This is a genomic window from Rhizobium sp. BR 315, from assembly GCF_050577975.1.
GTDB classification, from domain to species: domain Bacteria; phylum Pseudomonadota; class Alphaproteobacteria; order Rhizobiales; family Rhizobiaceae; genus Rhizobium; species Rhizobium miluonense.
In genome coordinates this window covers 158,520-173,601 of record NZ_JARWKZ010000002.1, presented here as the reverse complement: position 1 = coordinate 173,601, position 15,082 = coordinate 158,520, and the positions used below count along the sequence as shown (strand labels likewise).

Sequence of the window (15,082 nt, the reverse complement as noted above, 5' to 3'; positions counted from 1 at the left end):
CAGAGTTGTTACGCAAAGGTTGAGCGCAGATACAACCCTGTGGCGTCGTTAATAAAGTTTAGTCCTGACCGTCACGATTGAACTTAACCAAGAGCTTCTCCGTGCGAGCATCCTCTACCTTGCGGATCAGCTTGTCAGCCTCGGAATTGTCGCGAACCGTCTTGGTAACATTGACCGTCGTCTGCACCAGCATCAGGATGCCCATGGCAAGATAGCCTTTGCCCCAGAGGTCGATCGGCATCATGTAGAGGCCGACGAAAAGCATGAAAGCAGCGGCGGCGAAAGAGATGTAGGAAAAGCTCACCCAAGCCTGGGAATGTTTCTGGAAACTGTCGTTCATGATCGTACCCTCTCTAATCTGTTTGATGTGTTCGGTTTCAGGCTGCTGAATTCATGCGTTCGCGAAGGCGGGTCAGCACCTCGTCGGCTGAAGGACTGAGCGGGGCTCCGAAGCCGGCATTGGCAAGCTTTTCGACAATGGTTGCCGGCCGGCTCGCTGCGTCCATTTCCTTCATGACGGAAGCTGCGACCTCGCAGCGGTTCTGGTAGGCCTGAAGACGGGCAAGCGTTTCCTCCGCATCGTCGAGGGTCGCGAGGCCCGACTTGTCGTCGCAGGCGACATTGAGCTTCTGTGTCTGCTCGGTAGCGCGGGCCAGCCGCTCGCCGCGCTGCAATTCCTGCAGCCGCGCTTCCGATGCGCGAACGGTTGCCTTGAGCTTGCCGATCGTCTGGTTGAATTGCGCCTGCGCCTTCTCGGAAGCATCGCGCTCGGCTTCGAGCTGGGCGATCGCCTCGGCGGCTTCCAGGGCAAGCTCGTCATTGCCCTTCTGCAAGGCGGCAACGGCGCGAGTTTCCAGGTCGGCGATGCGACCGACGATCGCTGAATAATGGCTCTTTTCCTGCTCATTCTGTGCAACGGCAATTGCCACTGCCCGCCGTGCCGACTGAATGGCGACGGCCGCGTCGCGGATCTGCTGCGCAAGCAGAGGCACGGCATTGCGATCGATGAATGCCTGCTCCGCATCGTAAGCTCTACCGCGGATGAGCGTCAGAATTGAATTGAACATTTGTCGTCTCCCGTTTATGAACGATGTTCACGAAATGATGTATGCCAGAATCATGAACGCCGTTCAAGAAAAATTTTGAACAACGTTCAAAAATCGGATTGGAATGGTCAATGGCGAGAAAAACCCTGGAAAAGCGCGAGGATCTGAAGCTGCGGCTGATCGAGGCGGCGCGCAATCGCATAGCGGCCGACGGGCTTTCCAACCTGCGGGCGCGCGACGTAACGCAGGATGTCGGCTGCGCGCTTGGAGGTCTCTACACCGTGTTTGCCGATCTCGACGATCTGGTCATTCACGTCAATTCGGCGACGCTGAAGGGGCTCGAAGCTTCGCTAACTCTGGCCGAGGTCAAGGATCACACGCCCACCGACCGTTTGCGCAATCTCGCGCGCGGCTATTTGCGGTTTGCCGTCACCCACCGCAATCTATGGAAGGCGCTCTTCGATCACCGGCCACCGGACAATCGTCCGAGCCCGGAATGGCATCTTGAGGAGCATATGTTCCTGATGGGCGTCATTGCCGAACCGCTTGCCGAACTGCAGCCGACCATGTCGGAGACGGCGCGCGCTATTCGCGCGAGAACCCTGTTCGGCGCCGTTCATGGCGTCGTCAGCATCAGCCTCGAGGGGCGGTTTGTCGGTCTGCCGGTCGAAAGCCTGGAACGGGAACTCGACGACTTCATTCTGACCGTGGCGGCCGGAGCTGCGGCAAGGCAGGCCTAGGCAAATTCTCGCGGTTCAGGGATTCGACGGCGCATAGTCCCTGATATCGCCGAAAGCATAGCCGCGCTGACGAAGCGTGCGGGTGAGCGCCTGCAGGTTTTCCTGGCCGTTGAACTGGTCCTGGAACATTTCGTCGTGCATCAGCAGGATCATCTTGCCGCGTTGCGTGAAGCGGCCGTATTGAAAGAGGTGGTCGATTTCGCTGACCAGACGGTCCACCGATTGAACGGGCTTGCCGTCGTCGCTGTGTACCCATTCGAAATCCCAGCCGTAGAGATAGAAGCCCGCTTCGGCAACGAACTCATAGTCCAGCCACTCGCGCTCCCATTGGGCGACATTGATGGACAGATCCTCTCTCGAGACAGTCGGAAGCCGAAAGACGTCCCTGCCCGGCAGCCGCGCATGGACGATCGGCTTCAGGCCAAGAACGTCATTGGCATGAAGCATGTCCGCCACGACGGCCTGAGTGTTGGAGTAGTATTTCCTGTAGCGATTGTTGGCGTGACTGTAGCTATGGTTGCCGATGGTCACCAGCGACATCGCCTTGGCTTCGGCCAGCAGCTCGCGCCCGGCCGGAATGGTCTCGACATGCAAGCCGACCATGAACATGGCGGCGGGCACATTTTCCTGGCTCAGTACCGAGAGAATGTTCTTCGTTCCGGGCAGCGGCCCGTCGTCAAATGTCAGAAAGATCGTCTTGTCCGCAGCCTGGGCGCCGACCGCGCATGCCACGAGAAAAATGCCGGCAAGCATCCATCTGAACAACGCACTCATCAGGTCATGCACTTCGCCCAAGCTGCCGCCCCCCGCATCATCTTTGCAAACTGGCATATCGCGCTGGACAAGAAAAGTGCCACGAATGCGAGAAAAGCAAAGGGCGCTCTACCCATTTCTGGGGAGCGCCCTTGCTTTTTTAACCCGGACAGCGAACACCGGCTCGACACAGAAATGTCAGCACGGCAGGCCATCGATACAGGTGATGGCCTGCAGATAATAGCGAATCGCACCCTTTGCAAGGGTAAACTTCGAGAAAATTCAGAATTCCGCCGCTTGGGATCTCAAGCGGCGGAATTCGCACATATGTACCCAGCCTGAGCTTCCGTCAGGCCGCCTTCAAGGCGGCGTCTCGCGGGATCTCGACGTCGATCTCCAGCATGGAGACGTCCTTGTCGCGATCCATCTTCACCTGCACCTTATCGCGATCGACCTGGACGTGCTTGGCGATGACGGCGAGGATTTCCTCTCTCAGCACGGATACGAGATCCGAACCCACAGAGGCACGCTCATGGGCAAGGAGAATCTGCAGACGCTCGCGCGCCATCGGTGCAGATCTCTGCTTGCGAAACAGTTTGAAAATGCTCATGCGGCCCTCCTTGCGAAGATCTTGCCGAAGATACCCCGCTTCTCGCCGGGGATGGTGACCGGCAGCTGCTCGCCGGCAAGACGGCGTGCGGCTTCGAAATAAGCAAGCGCTGGCGCGCAGCGCGCATCGGCGAGCGTGACGGGCGAGCCGAGGTTGGAGGCGCGCAGAACGTCCGTGCTTTCAGGAATGATGCCGAGCAACGGAATGGAGAGGATCTCCAGCACATCATCGACCTTCAGCATGTCGCCGCGCTCGGCGCGGGCGGCATCAAAGCGGGTCAAGAGGAGATGCTTTTCCATGCGCTCGCCGCGCTCGGCCTTCAGCGTCTTGGAGTCCAGCAGGCCGATGATGCGATCGGAATCGCGTACCGAGGAGACTTCCGGATTGGTGACGACGACGGCGACATCGGCATGACGCATGGCAAGCGTTGCACCGCGCTCGATACCGGCCGGGCTGTCGCAGATGACCCAGTCGAAATAGTTCTTGAGCTCGTTGATGACGCGCTCGACGCCCTCGGGGGTAAGATTGTCCTTGTCGCGGGTCTGCGAAGCCGGCAGGAGGAAGAGCGTCTCCAGCCGCTTGTCGCGGATCAGCGCCTGCGGCAGCTTGGCATCGCCATGAATGACGTTGACGATGTCGTAGACGACGCGCCGTTCCGCACCCATGACCAGATCGAGATTGCGCAGGCCAACGTCGAAATCGACCACGACGACCTTTTCGCCCCTCTGCGCCAGAGCCGCCCCCAATGCGGCAGTCGAAGTCGTCTTCCCAACTCCGCCCTTGCCTGATGTGACGACGATTACCTTGCCCATCTCGCTCTCCTGTTTTGGCCGGCTTCGGCTCAGATTAGTTTTTCAGCCATGATCGTTTCACCATCCAGCCAGAGCTGAACAGGCTGCCCTCTGAGGCTGGGTGATACGTCTTCTGCCATTTTGTAAATTCCATCGATCGCCAGCAGCTCGGCTTCGAGCTTGCGGCAAAAGATTCGCGCCGAGGCATTGCCGATCGAGCCCGCCATGGCGCGGCCGCGCAGGGCGCCATAGATGTGGATGGATCCACCCGCGATGACTTCCGCACCGGATGCCACCGAACCGATGATGGTGACATCGCCCTCGGGAAAGATCACCGACTGGCCGGAACGCACCGGCTCGCGGATGATCAGTGACTGCGTGACTGGCCGGACTTCCGGAGGCGGCGCCTTCGGCTCGCTGTTGCGACGCTCCACCACAGGCTCCGCCTCGGTGATCTCAAAATCGGCAGCCGGACGCCCACCTTTCAGCATCGGCGGCATGCCTGGCCCGGCGATCGACGGACGACCGCCCTCGATGCCCATGATGCTGACGTTGCGGGCCGAAAGCTCGCCGATCAGCTCCTTCAGCTGGGCGCGGTCTATCGGCAGATCGGTGATATCGAGCACAACCGGCCGCCCCAGAAAGAAGCCGGCCGAACGGGCTGCGAGATCATCAAGCCTGATCAACCACTGGTCCAGCGGAAGATCCGGCGAAAGCATGACCGCTAGGAAGGAGCGGCCCTTGATACGGATCGAGCGAGCGTCTGTTAGCACTTTGGTCATCTATGTAAATAAATCGTTGACCTTGTGTACCGCTCATATGGTTAACAAGTGGTTAACGCGAGGCTCCATTCGAGCCCGAACCGCCCCATAAAACGGCGATGCTCGCGAGCGCCGAAGGCTCGCTGGAGCTCGGATCGTAGACGCATGGAGCGGCGAAAATCGCAGCTCCTGCAAGGAGAAGAATGATCGGCTTCATGAAATCCTCCGGGCGCAAGGCAGACGTTGCCTTGCTGATGACTCGATGCGAAAAAATTAACGATTCTGCGCGCCGCGCCTTCCGAAACGACGCGCAATATCAGCGTACAGGCGATTCTCAGGCGAGCTTCAGCTCGACATTGATGTTGCCGCGAGTCGCCTTCGAATAGGGGCAGGTCTGGTGGGCTTCCTCGACCAGCGTGCGTGCGAGTTCGGGCTCGATGCCGGGCATGCTGATGGTCAGGCGGGCCTGCAGGAAATAGGCGCCTTCCGTGGTGCCAAGATCCACCTCGGCATTGACTGCCAGATCGGCGGGAAGCTTAATCTTGCGCTTGCCAGCGGCAAGGCCCATTGCGCCGATGAAGCAAGCCGACCAGCCGGCTGCGAAGAGCTGTTCGGGATTGGTGCCGGCATGGGCGCTGCCGGGAGGCGAAAGCTTGACCTCCAGCTGGCCGTCATCGCTGCGCGCGGAGCCGTCGCGGCCGCCGATGGTATGCGTTCTTGCCGTGTATAGAACCTTGTCGATCTTGGTCATGGAACACTCCTTTGTTGCGTCGCCCGGTTTGCTGTGTCGTCTGGGGCGACGTCCGTTGACGGAGTGTTTTTTGATGGATCGACGTATCCGGCATGTTTCCGGAATCGCCGGAAGTGTTACAAAACGTAGGCCGTTGCAGACCGGATACAATTGCTTACAAAGAGCCTGTAAATCTTCAGTCGGATCAATCAGGAAATGACGACTTCGGCCGCCAGACCGCCGCCATCGCGGTTATAGAGCCTGACGGAACCGCCGAGCGTCTGGGCCAGCTGCTGGGCAATCGCAAGGCCAAGCCCGGTGCCGCCCGTATTGCGGTTTCGCGACTGTTCCAGCCGGAAGAAGGGCTGCATCGCCGTTTCTATCTGGTCCTGCGGAATGCCTGAGCCGCGATCCAGCACTGTTATGACAATCTCGCCCTTATCCCTGCGCTCCACAGCGATTTCCGCCGCCCCGGCGAATTTCAACGCATTGTCGATGAAATTGGTGAGGATGCGGCGAAGCGCATGCGGCTTCGTCGTCGTCGTCCCCTGAACAAGACCAAGGATCTCGACGGATTTGCCGGTGTCCTGATAGTCGTAGCAGATGCTTTCGACAAAGGAGGCAAGGTCGATGCGGGAGCTCTTCTCGCCATTGCTATGGGCGCTGCGCGCATAGGCTATCCCATCCTGCACCAGACGCTCAATCTCGCCGAGATCCTGCAGCAGCTTGGTTTTCTCAGGCGAATCATCGGCAATATCGGCGCGCAGGCGCATGCGCGTGATCGGCGTCTGCAGATCGTGCGAGATGGCCGCGAGAATCTGAACGCGCTCCTCAAGATAATGCGCTATCCGGTCCCGCATTGCGTTGAAGGCCTTGGCGGCGTGGGCCACCTCGCTCGGCCCGCCATCGCTCAATGCCGGTCCCTTCTTGTCGGGATCGAGCGCGTCGGCCGCCGCCGCGAGCTCAGCCAGTGGACGAATCGCCAGACGGACGGCGAACCAGGTACAAAGGACGATCACCAGCATCTGCACGACAAAGACGTAAGGCAGCCAGTTGGCGATGGGCATGATACCCTTCGGCACGATGTCGATGGTCAGCGGACTGCCGTCACTCAGGTTCAGATGCGCCTGCAGGCGCATGATCGGACCGGGTATCGATTCGACATGGATGGGAAAACGATGGCCGACGGCATCCTCTATCTTGGCGGCGATCTCCGCGCTGCGGGTGGACGTATCGGGCACGCCCGGCAGCCCTGTCCCCAGCTCGAAATTATAGTTGCCGCGGCTCAGCCAATCGACGAAATTCGCCCTTTCTCCCGCCGGCAAGCGGTCGAGCACGGCGATCGAGGTCGCGACATCGCGCTCCAGCGTACCGAGCATGACGGCCTTCGCCGACATGTAGCGCTCCAGGTACAAAACGCTGAAGGAGAGCCCGTAGGCGATCGCAAGACCGAGCAGCAGGATGATGAAGATGCGCGAGCGCAAGGTGCTGGGCCATGACAGACCCCGAGGCTGCAGGGCCACCGTGCTCATGAGCGCAACTCCGCGATCTCCACCGGAACCGAGAAGACATAACCTTCGCTGCGCACCGTCTTGATATAGGTCGGCTCGCGCGCATCGTCGCCCAGGCGCTGACGAAGACGGCTGACAAGCAGGTCGATCGAGCGATCGAAGAGATCGGCATCGCGACCCTGCGTCAGGTTCAGCAACTGATCGCGATTGAGCACTCGCTGCGGGTGGTCGATGAACACGCGCAGCAGGCGATACTCGGCGCCGCTCAGGGTAATTTCCGTTCCATCCCGGTCGAGCAGATGGCGGCCGACCGTATCGAGCCGCCAGTCCCCGAAGACCAGCAATTGTCCGGCTTCGCTGATCTGCAGATTGGGCGGCAGCATGCGGGTGCGCCGAAGAACGGCCTTGATGCGGGCTAGAAGTTCACGGGCGGCAAACGGCTTGGCCAGATAATCGTCGGCACCCATCTCCAGGCCTAGGATCCGGTCCATTTCGTCGCTGCGCGCCGTCAGCATCAGGATGGGCGTCGCCTTGTGTTTTCCGGCGCGAAGCTCACGACACAGTACCAGGCCGTCGTCGCCCGGCATCATCACATCGAGCACGATCAGATCGACCGAATTGGCCTCGAGAAAGCTGCGCATCTGCCGGCCGTCGGCGGCCGTCGTCGCCCTCAAGCCGTTCTTCTTCAGATAGCTCGACACCAGCTCACGGATTTCCCGATCGTCATCCACGATCAGGATATGGTCGACATGTTCCATCCTCATTTTCCATTCATCATCGTAAGCGGCAGCCTACGAATATTCATTCTCTTGTCGCGCCAACGGCAGAAGGCGCCAGCTTACGCCGGCGCCCTGTCGCACACTATCGCCGAACTAGAAACGATCAACATCTATCACAGCCTGCGCAAAGGCTTGCGGCGCTTCCTGGGGAAGATTGTGCCCGATGCCGCCGGTGATGGTGCGATGCTCATGTTTGCCGGAGAACTTGCCACGATAGGCTGACGGCTCCGGATGAGGCGCCCCGTTGGCGTCGCCTTCCATGGTGATTGTCGGGATCGAAATCACCGGTCCTGTGGCCAGCTTCTTTTCATAGGTATCGAACTTGGTCTCGCCTTCGACGAGCCCCAGGCGCCAGCGGTAGTTGTGGATAACGATATCGACATGGTCGGGATTGTCGAAGGCGGCAGCCGAGCGATCGTAGGTGGCGTCGTCAAAGGCCCATTGCGGCGAGGCGGTGTGCCAGATCAGCTTTGCGAAATCGTGGCGGTTTTCCTGATAGCCGAGGCGGCCGCGCTCCGTGGCGAAATAGAACTGATACCACCAGGCAAGCTCTGCCTTCGGCGGCAGGGGCTTGCGGTTGATTTCCTGGCTGCCGATGAGATAGCCGCTGACCGAGACCAGCGCCTTGCAACGCTCGGGCCAAAGTGCCGCCATGATGTCGGCGGTACGGCCGCCCCAATCGTAACCGGCAACAACGACCTTTTCGATCTTCAGTGCGTCGAGAAGCGCGATCATATCGGCGGCAAGGGCTGCCTGCTGACCGTTGCGCGGGGTTTCCTTCGAAAGGAAGCGGGTGGTCCCATAGCCGCGAAGATAGGGAATGATGACGCGGTAGCCGGCACCGGCAAGCAGCGGGGCGACATCGACGAAGCTATAGATATCGTAAGGCCAACCATGCAGCAGCAGCACGACCGGGCCATTGGCGGGACCGGCTTCGGCGTAACCGATGTTGAGCACGCCCGCATCGATCTGCTTCAGCGCATCGAAAGAAGTATGGCTGCCGGCCTTGACGGCGGGCAGCGTCGAAGCGGAAGGCTTCGCTTCTTCGGCGTCGGCGATGGCGGGCAGACCAAATTCGGCAGCCGCGACGGCAATTGCGGCAATGCCGAAGAAGCGGCGGCGGGTGTGATTGATTTCCTCAGACATCTGTCTCTCCTGTCGATTGGATCGTGAGCTTGAGAAAGCCAGCCGCATGTATCGCCGGTGTGTCGCAAGCGGCCGTCTTTTGAATGATTATGTAGCTTCCGGCACCCAAGATACAGTCTGATACAATCCGCCGCTCTTGGCGGAACAGCCGTGGTAGGCCGCTGAGCCAGCGGCAAAATCGCGCCGGCATCGCCAAGTTTGTATCGCAGTGTATCGAAGCCGAAGAGATTGACGTTTCGGTACATTCTCCCATCGACCCCGACACATTCGAGATACGTCGCCACCGGCAGATGACGTCAACGCTGAGGACGGCCCATCGCCGCCGCCAGCCGGTCAATCGCTTCTAAAGGAGCAAGACGATGACGCTTCTCATCATTGCCTATCTCGGCGGTGCGCTGACGATCTTAAGTCCATGCATTCTGCCCATTCTCCCCTTCATCTTTGCCCGGGCCGGACAGCCCTTCGTCAAGAGCACGCTGCCCATGCTTGCAGGCATGGCGCTCACCTTCGCATTCGTCGCAACCCTTGCTGCGGTCGGCGGCGCCTGGGCCATCCGCGCCAATGAATATGGTCGCCTAGTGGCAATCGTCCTGCTTGGGCTCTTCGGCCTCAGCCTGATTTCGCCCCGCATAGCCAGCGCTCTATCGCGGCCCGTCGTCGATCTCGGCAACAATCTCCTGAATGCCGCCGGCGCGCATCGCACGACTGCAAGCGTCAGAAGCTCCTTCGTGCTCGGCATTGCGACAGGTTTGCTCTGGGCGCCCTGTGCCGGCCCGGTCCTCGGGCTCGTTCTGACGGGCGCCGCCTTGAAGGGTGCCAATCTGCAGACGACATTCCTGCTGCTGGCCTATGGCGCCGGTGCTGCGACCTCGCTTGCCGTTGCACTCTTTGCCGGCGGCAAGATCTTTGCCGGCATGAAGCGGTCTCTCGGCGTCAGCGAACGCATCCGCCAGCTTGCAGGGGCCGCCGTTCTGGCAGGCGTTGCCGCCATCGCGCTTGGCCTTGACACCGGCCTGCTTGCTCGCCTCTCTTACGCCAGCACGGGTTCCTTCGAACAGGCTTTGCTGGAGAAGCTGCACCCCAAGGCTTCAGGTCCCGAAACCGAGGTTGCCAGCAATGGCGCGGTAGTCCCCGCCAGCGATGCGGCCCGCCCGTTCCATAGCGACCTTCCGGTAGAAGGCCCCGCGCCTTCCCTCGATGGCGCGGTCACCTGGCTGAACTCCGAGCCGCTGACGACAGCTGAGCTTCGCGGCAAGGTGGTGCTCGTCGACTTCTGGACCTACTCCTGCATCAACTGCATCCGCACCATCCCCTATGTTCGCGCCTGGGCGGAAAAGTATAAGGATCAGGGCCTCGTCGTGATCGGCGTCCACGCTCCGGAATTCGCCTTCGAAAAGAATGTCGATAACGTCAAGAAGGCGATCGCCGACTTCAAGATCGGTTATCCGGTCGCAATCGACAACGACTATCGCATCTGGCGCGCCTTCGAGAACAACTACTGGCCCGCTCATTATCTGATCGATGCCAAGGGACAGGTCCGCTACCAGCACTTCGGCGAAGGCAATTATCGCCAGACCGAACAAGCGATCCAGGATCTCCTGCGCGAAGCCGGCAGCGACATGGCCCAGAGTGCCCCTGTCGTTCCAGACGCAAAGGGTGCGGAAGCAAGCCCTGACCTCAACCATATCCGCTCCGGCGAAACCTATGTCGGCTATAAGCAGGCAACGGGCTTCGTTTCCCCTGAACCCGTGAAGGCAGACACTGCAGCCGACTATTCTGTTGCCAATCCCGGCCTCAACCAATGGGGACTGGCAGGAACCTGGACCGTCGGCCCGGAGCAAGCATTACTCGACAAGGCAGGCGGCGGCATCAGCTACCGCTTCAGCGCCCGCGACCTGCACCTCGTCCTCGGGCCATCAGCTGATGGAAAGCCGATCCGCTTTCAGGTGACCGTGGATGGAAAGGCGCCTGGCGCCGACCACGGCGCCGATATCGATGCCGCCGGAAATGGCACTGTGACTGCGACCAAGCTCTACCAGCTTGTCCGGCAGTCCGGCGATGTCACCGCCCATAACTTCGAGATCCGATTCCTCGACCCCGGGGTCCAGGCCTACGCCTTCACCTTCGGCTGAAATTCCTCCTCTACCTAAAGCATGAACCACAACTGATAGGAGTCACACCCATGAATACCCGTTTTCTTTCCATCGCCGCCCTTGGCCTTGCCGCAAGCACCGTGGCATTTGCGGCGCAGGCAGCCGAGATCAAGAACATCGTCATCGTCCACGGCGCCCTTGCCGACGGCTCGGGATGGCGCAAGACCGCCGATATCCTTGAAAAGGATGGCTTCAAGGTCACCGTCGTCCAGGAGCCCATCACCTCGCTCGCCGACGATGTCGCCGCAACCAATCGTGTGCTCGACCTTCAAAACGGGCCGAGCCTGCTCGTCGGCCACAGCTATGGCGGCATTGTTATCACCGAGGCCGGCAACCGGCCGGATGTTGCAGGCCTCGTCTATGTCGCCGCATTCCAACCTGATAAGGGCGAAAGCCTGATCGGTCTTGCGAGTTCCAAACCCGCAGGCAGCATGAATATCCGCGAAACGAAGGACGGCCAGTATCTCTATATCGACCCGACGACCTTCGCGGCGGATTTTGCCGCGGACTTGCCGAAAGACGAAGCCGATTTCCTCGGAAAGTCGCAGGTTTTCGCCTCCAAGGCAGCCTTTACGGCCAAGGTCAGCGATCCTGCCTGGAAGGCGAAGAAGAGCTGGGCAGTTGTCGCCAGCGATGATCGCTCCATCAATCCGGAACTTGAGCGCAGCATGGCAAAGCGTGCCGCCAGCGACGTGACCGAAATCAAGGCAAGCCATGCCGTCTTCGCATCGCAGCCGGAAAAGGTTGCCGCCGTCATCGAAAAGGCAGCCAAGGACGCTGGCAAGTAACAACAAACCGGCGGCGGCCTCCTGAACAAAGCCGCCGCCGATCTCTGTGCTTTACACGGGATCGTAGCGACTGACTTCGATCCCGGAGCCGACCGGCAATAGAACGGACGTGATCCCCGGCTTGGCGCGAACGGCCTCGCCATAGCGCTTCACGTCTTCATTGCCGGGCATGAACATATTGTCGGCAACGATGATCGCGCCGGCATTGAGCTTCGGATAGAAGGCCTCCAGGCAAGGAATGTAGAGATCCTTCCACAAATCGACGAGAACGAAGTCGACACCGGACGGCAGCGTCTTGATCATCTCGACGGCATCGCCGATCTGAAAGTCGATGTGCTCCGAGAGCCCCGCCTTCTCTGCCATTTCCCTGGCAAACTTGGTCTTGTAGGCATGCAGCTCCATGGAAATGAGCCTTCCGCCGCTGGAGCGTGCAGCCTCTGCAAGCCAGATGCCGGAATAGCCGAAGGACGTGCCAAGTTCGAGAATGGTCGGCGCTTTCAGGCTTTTCGCCACTATGTTGATGAAACGACCGGTCTCGGGGCCGACGGCTCTCAACCGGCGATCCTGACCACCATCACGTCCACCCGGCGGCACTTCCCTGGGTTTGCTCTGCTCTTCGCGAATAAGCTCATGATAGGCCTCAAGGACGGCTTCGATCTTCTGATCCATAACAAACTCCTCATTGAGTCAGTCGCTTACCGGCGTGCGATTGTGCGGGCTGCGTCATCAAGCACGGTGGCAATCGCCTGACCGACACCGTGATCGAACATCTCGATATAGTTCGCAATATATAGCGAGGTGCCTGCATGAAATTTAATCTTCCGGCCGCGAGCCGCCGGATGCTGTCTGTTCACGGATAAGATCGATAAAGGCACGGAGCCTCGCGGGCATCTGGCGCCGCTGGGCGAAATAAAGGCTGAGCCCCGGATAGGGCGGGCTCCAATCCTGCAACACGGGGATCAAGCTGCCTGCCGCGATATGATCGGCCATGGACGGTTCGCCGATATAGGCAAGGCCCGCCCCTTCGAGAACGGCAGTCAACATCAGGTCGGACGCGTCGAGGGTCAGGCTGCCTGGCGCGTCGATCAGGATCGATTGCCCATGCCGTTCGAACTCCCAGCGATAAAGCTTGCCGCTCGCCATGCGGGCGCGAATGCAGCGGTGCTGCGAAAGATCGCCGGGAGTGAGCGGTCGTGGCCTTTCGCTGAAATAGGCCGGCGATCCCACAACGAGCGAGCGGACCGTGGGGACGATCGGTATCGCCACCATATCCGTCGGGACGGCTTCGGCGAGACGTACACCGGCATCGAAACCCTTGCCAATCACATCGACCAGAGCGTTGTCGGTGACGATTTCGACCTCCACGTTCGGGTAACGCCGCCCATATTGGAGGATAAGGGGGACCAAAAGCATGCGCGCCGCGCCGGGCGCCATGTTGAGCCGCAGCGTACCCGATACCGACCCTGAGGATATGCCGGCGTTCTCGATCGCCCTGTCGATCGCGGCGAGAGCCGGCGCTATATCCGCAATAAAACGTTCACCCGCATCCGACAGTGTCACGCTACGCGTCGTCCTATTGAAGATCCGAACGGACAGACGCTCCTCCAGCGCCGCAACCGCATGGCTGAGCGCCGACGAGGACATGCCGAGTTCGCGTGCGGCGGCACGAAAGCCGCCATGGCGCGCAACAGCCGCGATTGCCTCAAGCTCCGCCAGGCTTGCCTTCATTGCGCAATTTTCCTCATCAGCCTGTCCATCTTTGTCCTACTACACCAATCAAATAGCGCGCTTTACCTTTATCGGAAAGATGAAGGAGACGCTCATGCGCACGATAGATACGATTTACATCAACGGCCGCTTCGTTCAGCCCCATGGCACAGAGCTAGCCCCTCTTTTCAACCCAACCACCGAAGCGCAGATTGGCGCCGTACGCCTTGGAAACGAGCAGGACGTCAACGATGCCGTCGCCGCCGCCAAGGCGGCATTTGCAGGGTTATCGCAAAGCTCCAAGGCCGAACGCATTGCAATGCTGCATGGCTTGCATGAGGCCGTCTCGGCTCGTGCCGCGGACCTCGTCGACGCCATGCGCGAGGAATACGGCGCTCCGGCTGCCTTCATCGGCTTTTCAGTGCCACATGCCGCAACGGCTTTTCTGCACATGGCCGAGACGCTCAATGACTATGAGTTTCGACGCCGCATCGGCCATGCCGAAGTGGAAATGAGGCCCGCCGGTGTCGCCGCCGCCATTACGCCCTGGAACAGCAATTACGGCTTCATCTGCAGCAAACTGGCGACAGCCATCGCCGCCGGTACGACCATGGTCATCAAGCCATCGGAAATGAGTGCGATCCAGACGCAGCTCATCACCGAATGCCTGCACGCCGCCGGCTTGCCGGATGGTGTTTTCAACATCGTCAACGGCTATGGCCATGTCGTCGGCGCCGCCCTTAGCGCCCACCGCGACATCGCAAAGATCAGTTTCACCGGTTCGACAGCCACAGGACGGGCGATCTTGCAGGCTGCATCGATGACCATGAAGCGGGTGACGCTTGAGCTCGGCGGCAAGAGCCCGAACATCATTCTCGATGACGCCGATCTCGATCTCGTCATTCCGCAGGTACTGGCGGCAAGCTTTGCCAATAGCGGCCAGGCCTGCATTGCCGGCACCCGCATTCTCGCTCCCGAAAGCCGTCTCAACGAAATCCAACTACGACTGGCTGATGCCGTTTCGGCGCTCAAGGTGGGCGACGCCAAAGACCCGGCCGTCAGTATCGGCCCAATGGTCAGCCAGAAACAATGGGATCGCGTTCAGTCTTATATTCACCTCGGCCAGGAGGAAGGCGCACGGCTGATCGTTGGCGGGGAAGGACGTCCTGAAGGGCTCGATCGCGGCTGGTTCGTCCGGCCGACGATCTTCTCCGGCGTCAACAACGATATGCGGATCGCGCGCGAAGAGATTTTCGGGCCTGTGTTGTGTGTCATTCCCTATCGCGATGATGCCCATGCCGTCGAGATCGCAAACGACACGGTCTATGGCCTACAGGCCTACGTCTTCTCCTCCGATGTAAAAAGGGCAAAGCGGGTGGCAGAGCAGATCGAGGCAGGCCGCGTCGTCATCAACGGCGCGCCGCACGAGCCGCTGGCACCCTTCGGCGGCTTCAAGCAATCCGGCATGGGCCGCGAATTCGGCGCCTACGGCCTGGAATCGTTTCTCGAGCCGCGTGCCGTGTTAAGCTGACATGCGAGAGCCCCGGAGGACCTCGATGGGTTTCCG

At 60.2% G+C, this 15,082-nt stretch carries 17 protein-coding genes; 4 read left to right on the top strand and 13 right to left on the bottom strand.

Translation table 11 applies throughout. The features are described from left to right. Positions 1 to 58 precede the first annotated feature (58 nt). Both QD409_RS03315 and QD409_RS03310 read right to left on the bottom strand, forming a co-directional pair. On the bottom strand, positions 59 to 340 hold the full coding sequence (locus QD409_RS03315) for a YiaA/YiaB family inner membrane protein (protein WP_092845527.1): 282 nt from the start codon (positions 338 to 340) through the stop codon (positions 59 to 61). Between the two features lie 37 nt (positions 341 to 377). Next, the gene (locus QD409_RS03310; protein ID WP_430761895.1) at positions 378 to 1,067 is read right to left on the bottom strand and encodes a PspA/IM30 family protein; all 690 of its coding nucleotides are present in this window, start codon (positions 1,065 to 1,067) and stop codon (positions 378 to 380) included. Between the two features lie 110 nt (positions 1,068 to 1,177). On the opposite strand from QD409_RS03310, the gene QD409_RS03305 reads away from it, so the two are divergent. Next, positions 1,178 to 1,786 (top strand): TetR/AcrR family transcriptional regulator, encoded by a 609-nt coding sequence (locus tag QD409_RS03305; RefSeq protein ID WP_092845523.1) that lies wholly within the window; start codon positions 1,178 to 1,180, stop codon positions 1,784 to 1,786. A gap of 15 nt (positions 1,787 to 1,801) precedes the next feature. Here the strand turns inward: QD409_RS03305 and QD409_RS03300 are convergent, their stop codons facing one another. The 9 genes from QD409_RS03300 to QD409_RS03260 all read right to left on the bottom strand — a co-directional run bounded on the left by QD409_RS03300 (position 1,802) and on the right by QD409_RS03260 (position 8,867). Further along, positions 1,802 to 2,572: a polysaccharide deacetylase family protein gene (locus tag QD409_RS03300; protein WP_430761902.1), complete on the bottom strand. Its 771-nt coding sequence runs from the start codon at positions 2,570 to 2,572 to the stop codon at positions 1,802 to 1,804. A gap of 316 nt (positions 2,573 to 2,888) precedes the next feature. Next, positions 2,889 to 3,149, bottom strand: a complete 261-nt coding sequence (gene minE / locus QD409_RS03295; protein ID WP_004124753.1) for a cell division topological specificity factor MinE — start codon at positions 3,147 to 3,149, stop codon at positions 2,889 to 2,891. Then, positions 3,146 to 3,961 carry a septum site-determining protein MinD gene (gene minD / locus QD409_RS03290; protein WP_092845520.1) on the bottom strand — a complete coding sequence of 272 codons (816 nt, stop codon included), beginning with the start codon at positions 3,959 to 3,961 and terminating at the stop codon, positions 3,146 to 3,148. The genes minE and minD overlap by 4 nt, the downstream gene beginning before the upstream one ends. Positions 3,962 to 3,990: 29 nt before the next feature. Beyond that, the gene (gene minC / locus QD409_RS03285; RefSeq protein ID WP_092845519.1) at positions 3,991 to 4,722 is read right to left on the bottom strand and encodes a septum site-determining protein MinC; all 732 of its coding nucleotides are present in this window, start codon (positions 4,720 to 4,722) and stop codon (positions 3,991 to 3,993) included. Between the two features lie 52 nt (positions 4,723 to 4,774). Beyond that, positions 4,775 to 4,918, bottom strand: a complete 144-nt coding sequence (locus tag QD409_RS03280) for a hypothetical protein (protein ID WP_167667928.1) — start codon at positions 4,916 to 4,918, stop codon at positions 4,775 to 4,777. Positions 4,919 to 5,035: 117 nt separating this feature from the next. After that, positions 5,036 to 5,452, bottom strand: coding sequence for an organic hydroperoxide resistance protein (locus QD409_RS03275; RefSeq protein ID WP_092845518.1), 417 nt, complete (start codon positions 5,450 to 5,452; stop codon positions 5,036 to 5,038). Between the two features lie 188 nt (positions 5,453 to 5,640). Further along, positions 5,641 to 6,963: a sensor histidine kinase gene (locus QD409_RS03270; protein ID WP_092845516.1), complete on the bottom strand. Its 1,323-nt coding sequence runs from the start codon at positions 6,961 to 6,963 to the stop codon at positions 5,641 to 5,643. Next, positions 6,960 to 7,700, bottom strand: a complete 741-nt coding sequence (locus QD409_RS03265; RefSeq protein ID WP_092845514.1) for a response regulator — start codon at positions 7,698 to 7,700, stop codon at positions 6,960 to 6,962. Before QD409_RS03265 ends, QD409_RS03270 begins: the two co-directional genes overlap by 4 nt. A gap of 114 nt (positions 7,701 to 7,814) precedes the next feature. After that, a complete protein-coding gene (locus QD409_RS03260; RefSeq protein WP_092845512.1) occupies positions 7,815 to 8,867 on the bottom strand; it encodes an alpha/beta fold hydrolase in 1,053 nt (350 codons plus the stop codon). 359 nt (positions 8,868 to 9,226) lie between these two features. Between QD409_RS03260 and QD409_RS03255 the strand changes: the two genes are divergently transcribed. Beyond that, positions 9,227 to 10,999 (top strand): cytochrome c biogenesis protein DipZ, encoded by a 1,773-nt coding sequence (locus QD409_RS03255; RefSeq protein ID WP_092845510.1) that lies wholly within the window; start codon positions 9,227 to 9,229, stop codon positions 10,997 to 10,999. A gap of 50 nt (positions 11,000 to 11,049) precedes the next feature. Continuing rightward, positions 11,050 to 11,808 (top strand): alpha/beta fold hydrolase, encoded by a 759-nt coding sequence (locus QD409_RS03250; RefSeq protein WP_092845508.1) that lies wholly within the window; start codon positions 11,050 to 11,052, stop codon positions 11,806 to 11,808. 51 nt (positions 11,809 to 11,859) lie between these two features. Here QD409_RS03250 and QD409_RS03245 read toward each other — a convergent pair whose 3' ends face one another. After that, positions 11,860 to 12,477 (bottom strand): O-methyltransferase, encoded by a 618-nt coding sequence (locus QD409_RS03245; protein WP_092845506.1) that lies wholly within the window; start codon positions 12,475 to 12,477, stop codon positions 11,860 to 11,862. Between the two features lie 144 nt (positions 12,478 to 12,621). Continuing rightward, positions 12,622 to 13,536, bottom strand: a complete 915-nt coding sequence (locus QD409_RS03240; RefSeq protein WP_092845504.1) for a LysR family transcriptional regulator — start codon at positions 13,534 to 13,536, stop codon at positions 12,622 to 12,624. A gap of 94 nt (positions 13,537 to 13,630) precedes the next feature. Here QD409_RS03240 and QD409_RS03235 point away from each other — a divergent pair, with 94 nt between their 5' ends. Beyond that, on the top strand, positions 13,631 to 15,046 hold the full coding sequence (locus QD409_RS03235; protein ID WP_092845660.1) for an aldehyde dehydrogenase family protein: 1,416 nt from the start codon (positions 13,631 to 13,633) through the stop codon (positions 15,044 to 15,046). Positions 15,047 to 15,082 lie beyond the last annotated feature (36 nt).

What these genes read in the sequence shown, in the direction of transcription:
- QD409_RS03240 (WP_092845504.1), bottom strand. Translation starts at nt 13,536, where the DNA reads ATGAAGGCAAGCCTGGCGGAGCTTGAGGCAATCGCGGCTGTTGCGCGC.
- minD (WP_092845520.1), bottom strand. Translation starts at nt 3,961, where the DNA reads ATGGGCAAGGTAATCGTCGTCACATCAGGCAAGGGCGGAGTTGGGAAG.
- QD409_RS03235 (WP_092845660.1), top strand. Translation starts at nt 13,631, where the DNA reads ATGCGCACGATAGATACGATTTACATCAACGGCCGCTTCGTTCAGCCC.
- QD409_RS03270 (WP_092845516.1), bottom strand. Translation starts at nt 6,963, where the DNA reads ATGAGCACGGTGGCCCTGCAGCCTCGGGGTCTGTCATGGCCCAGCACC.
- QD409_RS03250 (WP_092845508.1), top strand. Translation starts at nt 11,050, where the DNA reads ATGAATACCCGTTTTCTTTCCATCGCCGCCCTTGGCCTTGCCGCAAGC.
- QD409_RS03310 (WP_430761895.1), bottom strand. Translation starts at nt 1,067, where the DNA reads ATGTTCAATTCAATTCTGACGCTCATCCGCGGTAGAGCTTACGATGCG.
- QD409_RS03280 (WP_167667928.1), bottom strand. Translation starts at nt 4,918, where the DNA reads ATGAAGCCGATCATTCTTCTCCTTGCAGGAGCTGCGATTTTCGCCGCT.
- QD409_RS03275 (WP_092845518.1), bottom strand. Translation starts at nt 5,452, where the DNA reads ATGACCAAGATCGACAAGGTTCTATACACGGCAAGAACGCATACCATC.
- QD409_RS03265 (WP_092845514.1), bottom strand. Translation starts at nt 7,700, where the DNA reads ATGGAACATGTCGACCATATCCTGATCGTGGATGACGATCGGGAAATC.
- QD409_RS03305 (WP_092845523.1), top strand. Translation starts at nt 1,178, where the DNA reads ATGGCGAGAAAAACCCTGGAAAAGCGCGAGGATCTGAAGCTGCGGCTG.
- QD409_RS03255 (WP_092845510.1), top strand. Translation starts at nt 9,227, where the DNA reads ATGACGCTTCTCATCATTGCCTATCTCGGCGGTGCGCTGACGATCTTA.
- QD409_RS03315 (WP_092845527.1), bottom strand. Translation starts at nt 340, where the DNA reads ATGAACGACAGTTTCCAGAAACATTCCCAGGCTTGGGTGAGCTTTTCC.
- minC (WP_092845519.1), bottom strand. Translation starts at nt 4,722, where the DNA reads ATGACCAAAGTGCTAACAGACGCTCGCTCGATCCGTATCAAGGGCCGC.
- QD409_RS03245 (WP_092845506.1), bottom strand. Translation starts at nt 12,477, where the DNA reads ATGGATCAGAAGATCGAAGCCGTCCTTGAGGCCTATCATGAGCTTATT.
- QD409_RS03260 (WP_092845512.1), bottom strand. Translation starts at nt 8,867, where the DNA reads ATGTCTGAGGAAATCAATCACACCCGCCGCCGCTTCTTCGGCATTGCC.
- minE (WP_004124753.1), bottom strand. Translation starts at nt 3,149, where the DNA reads ATGAGCATTTTCAAACTGTTTCGCAAGCAGAGATCTGCACCGATGGCG.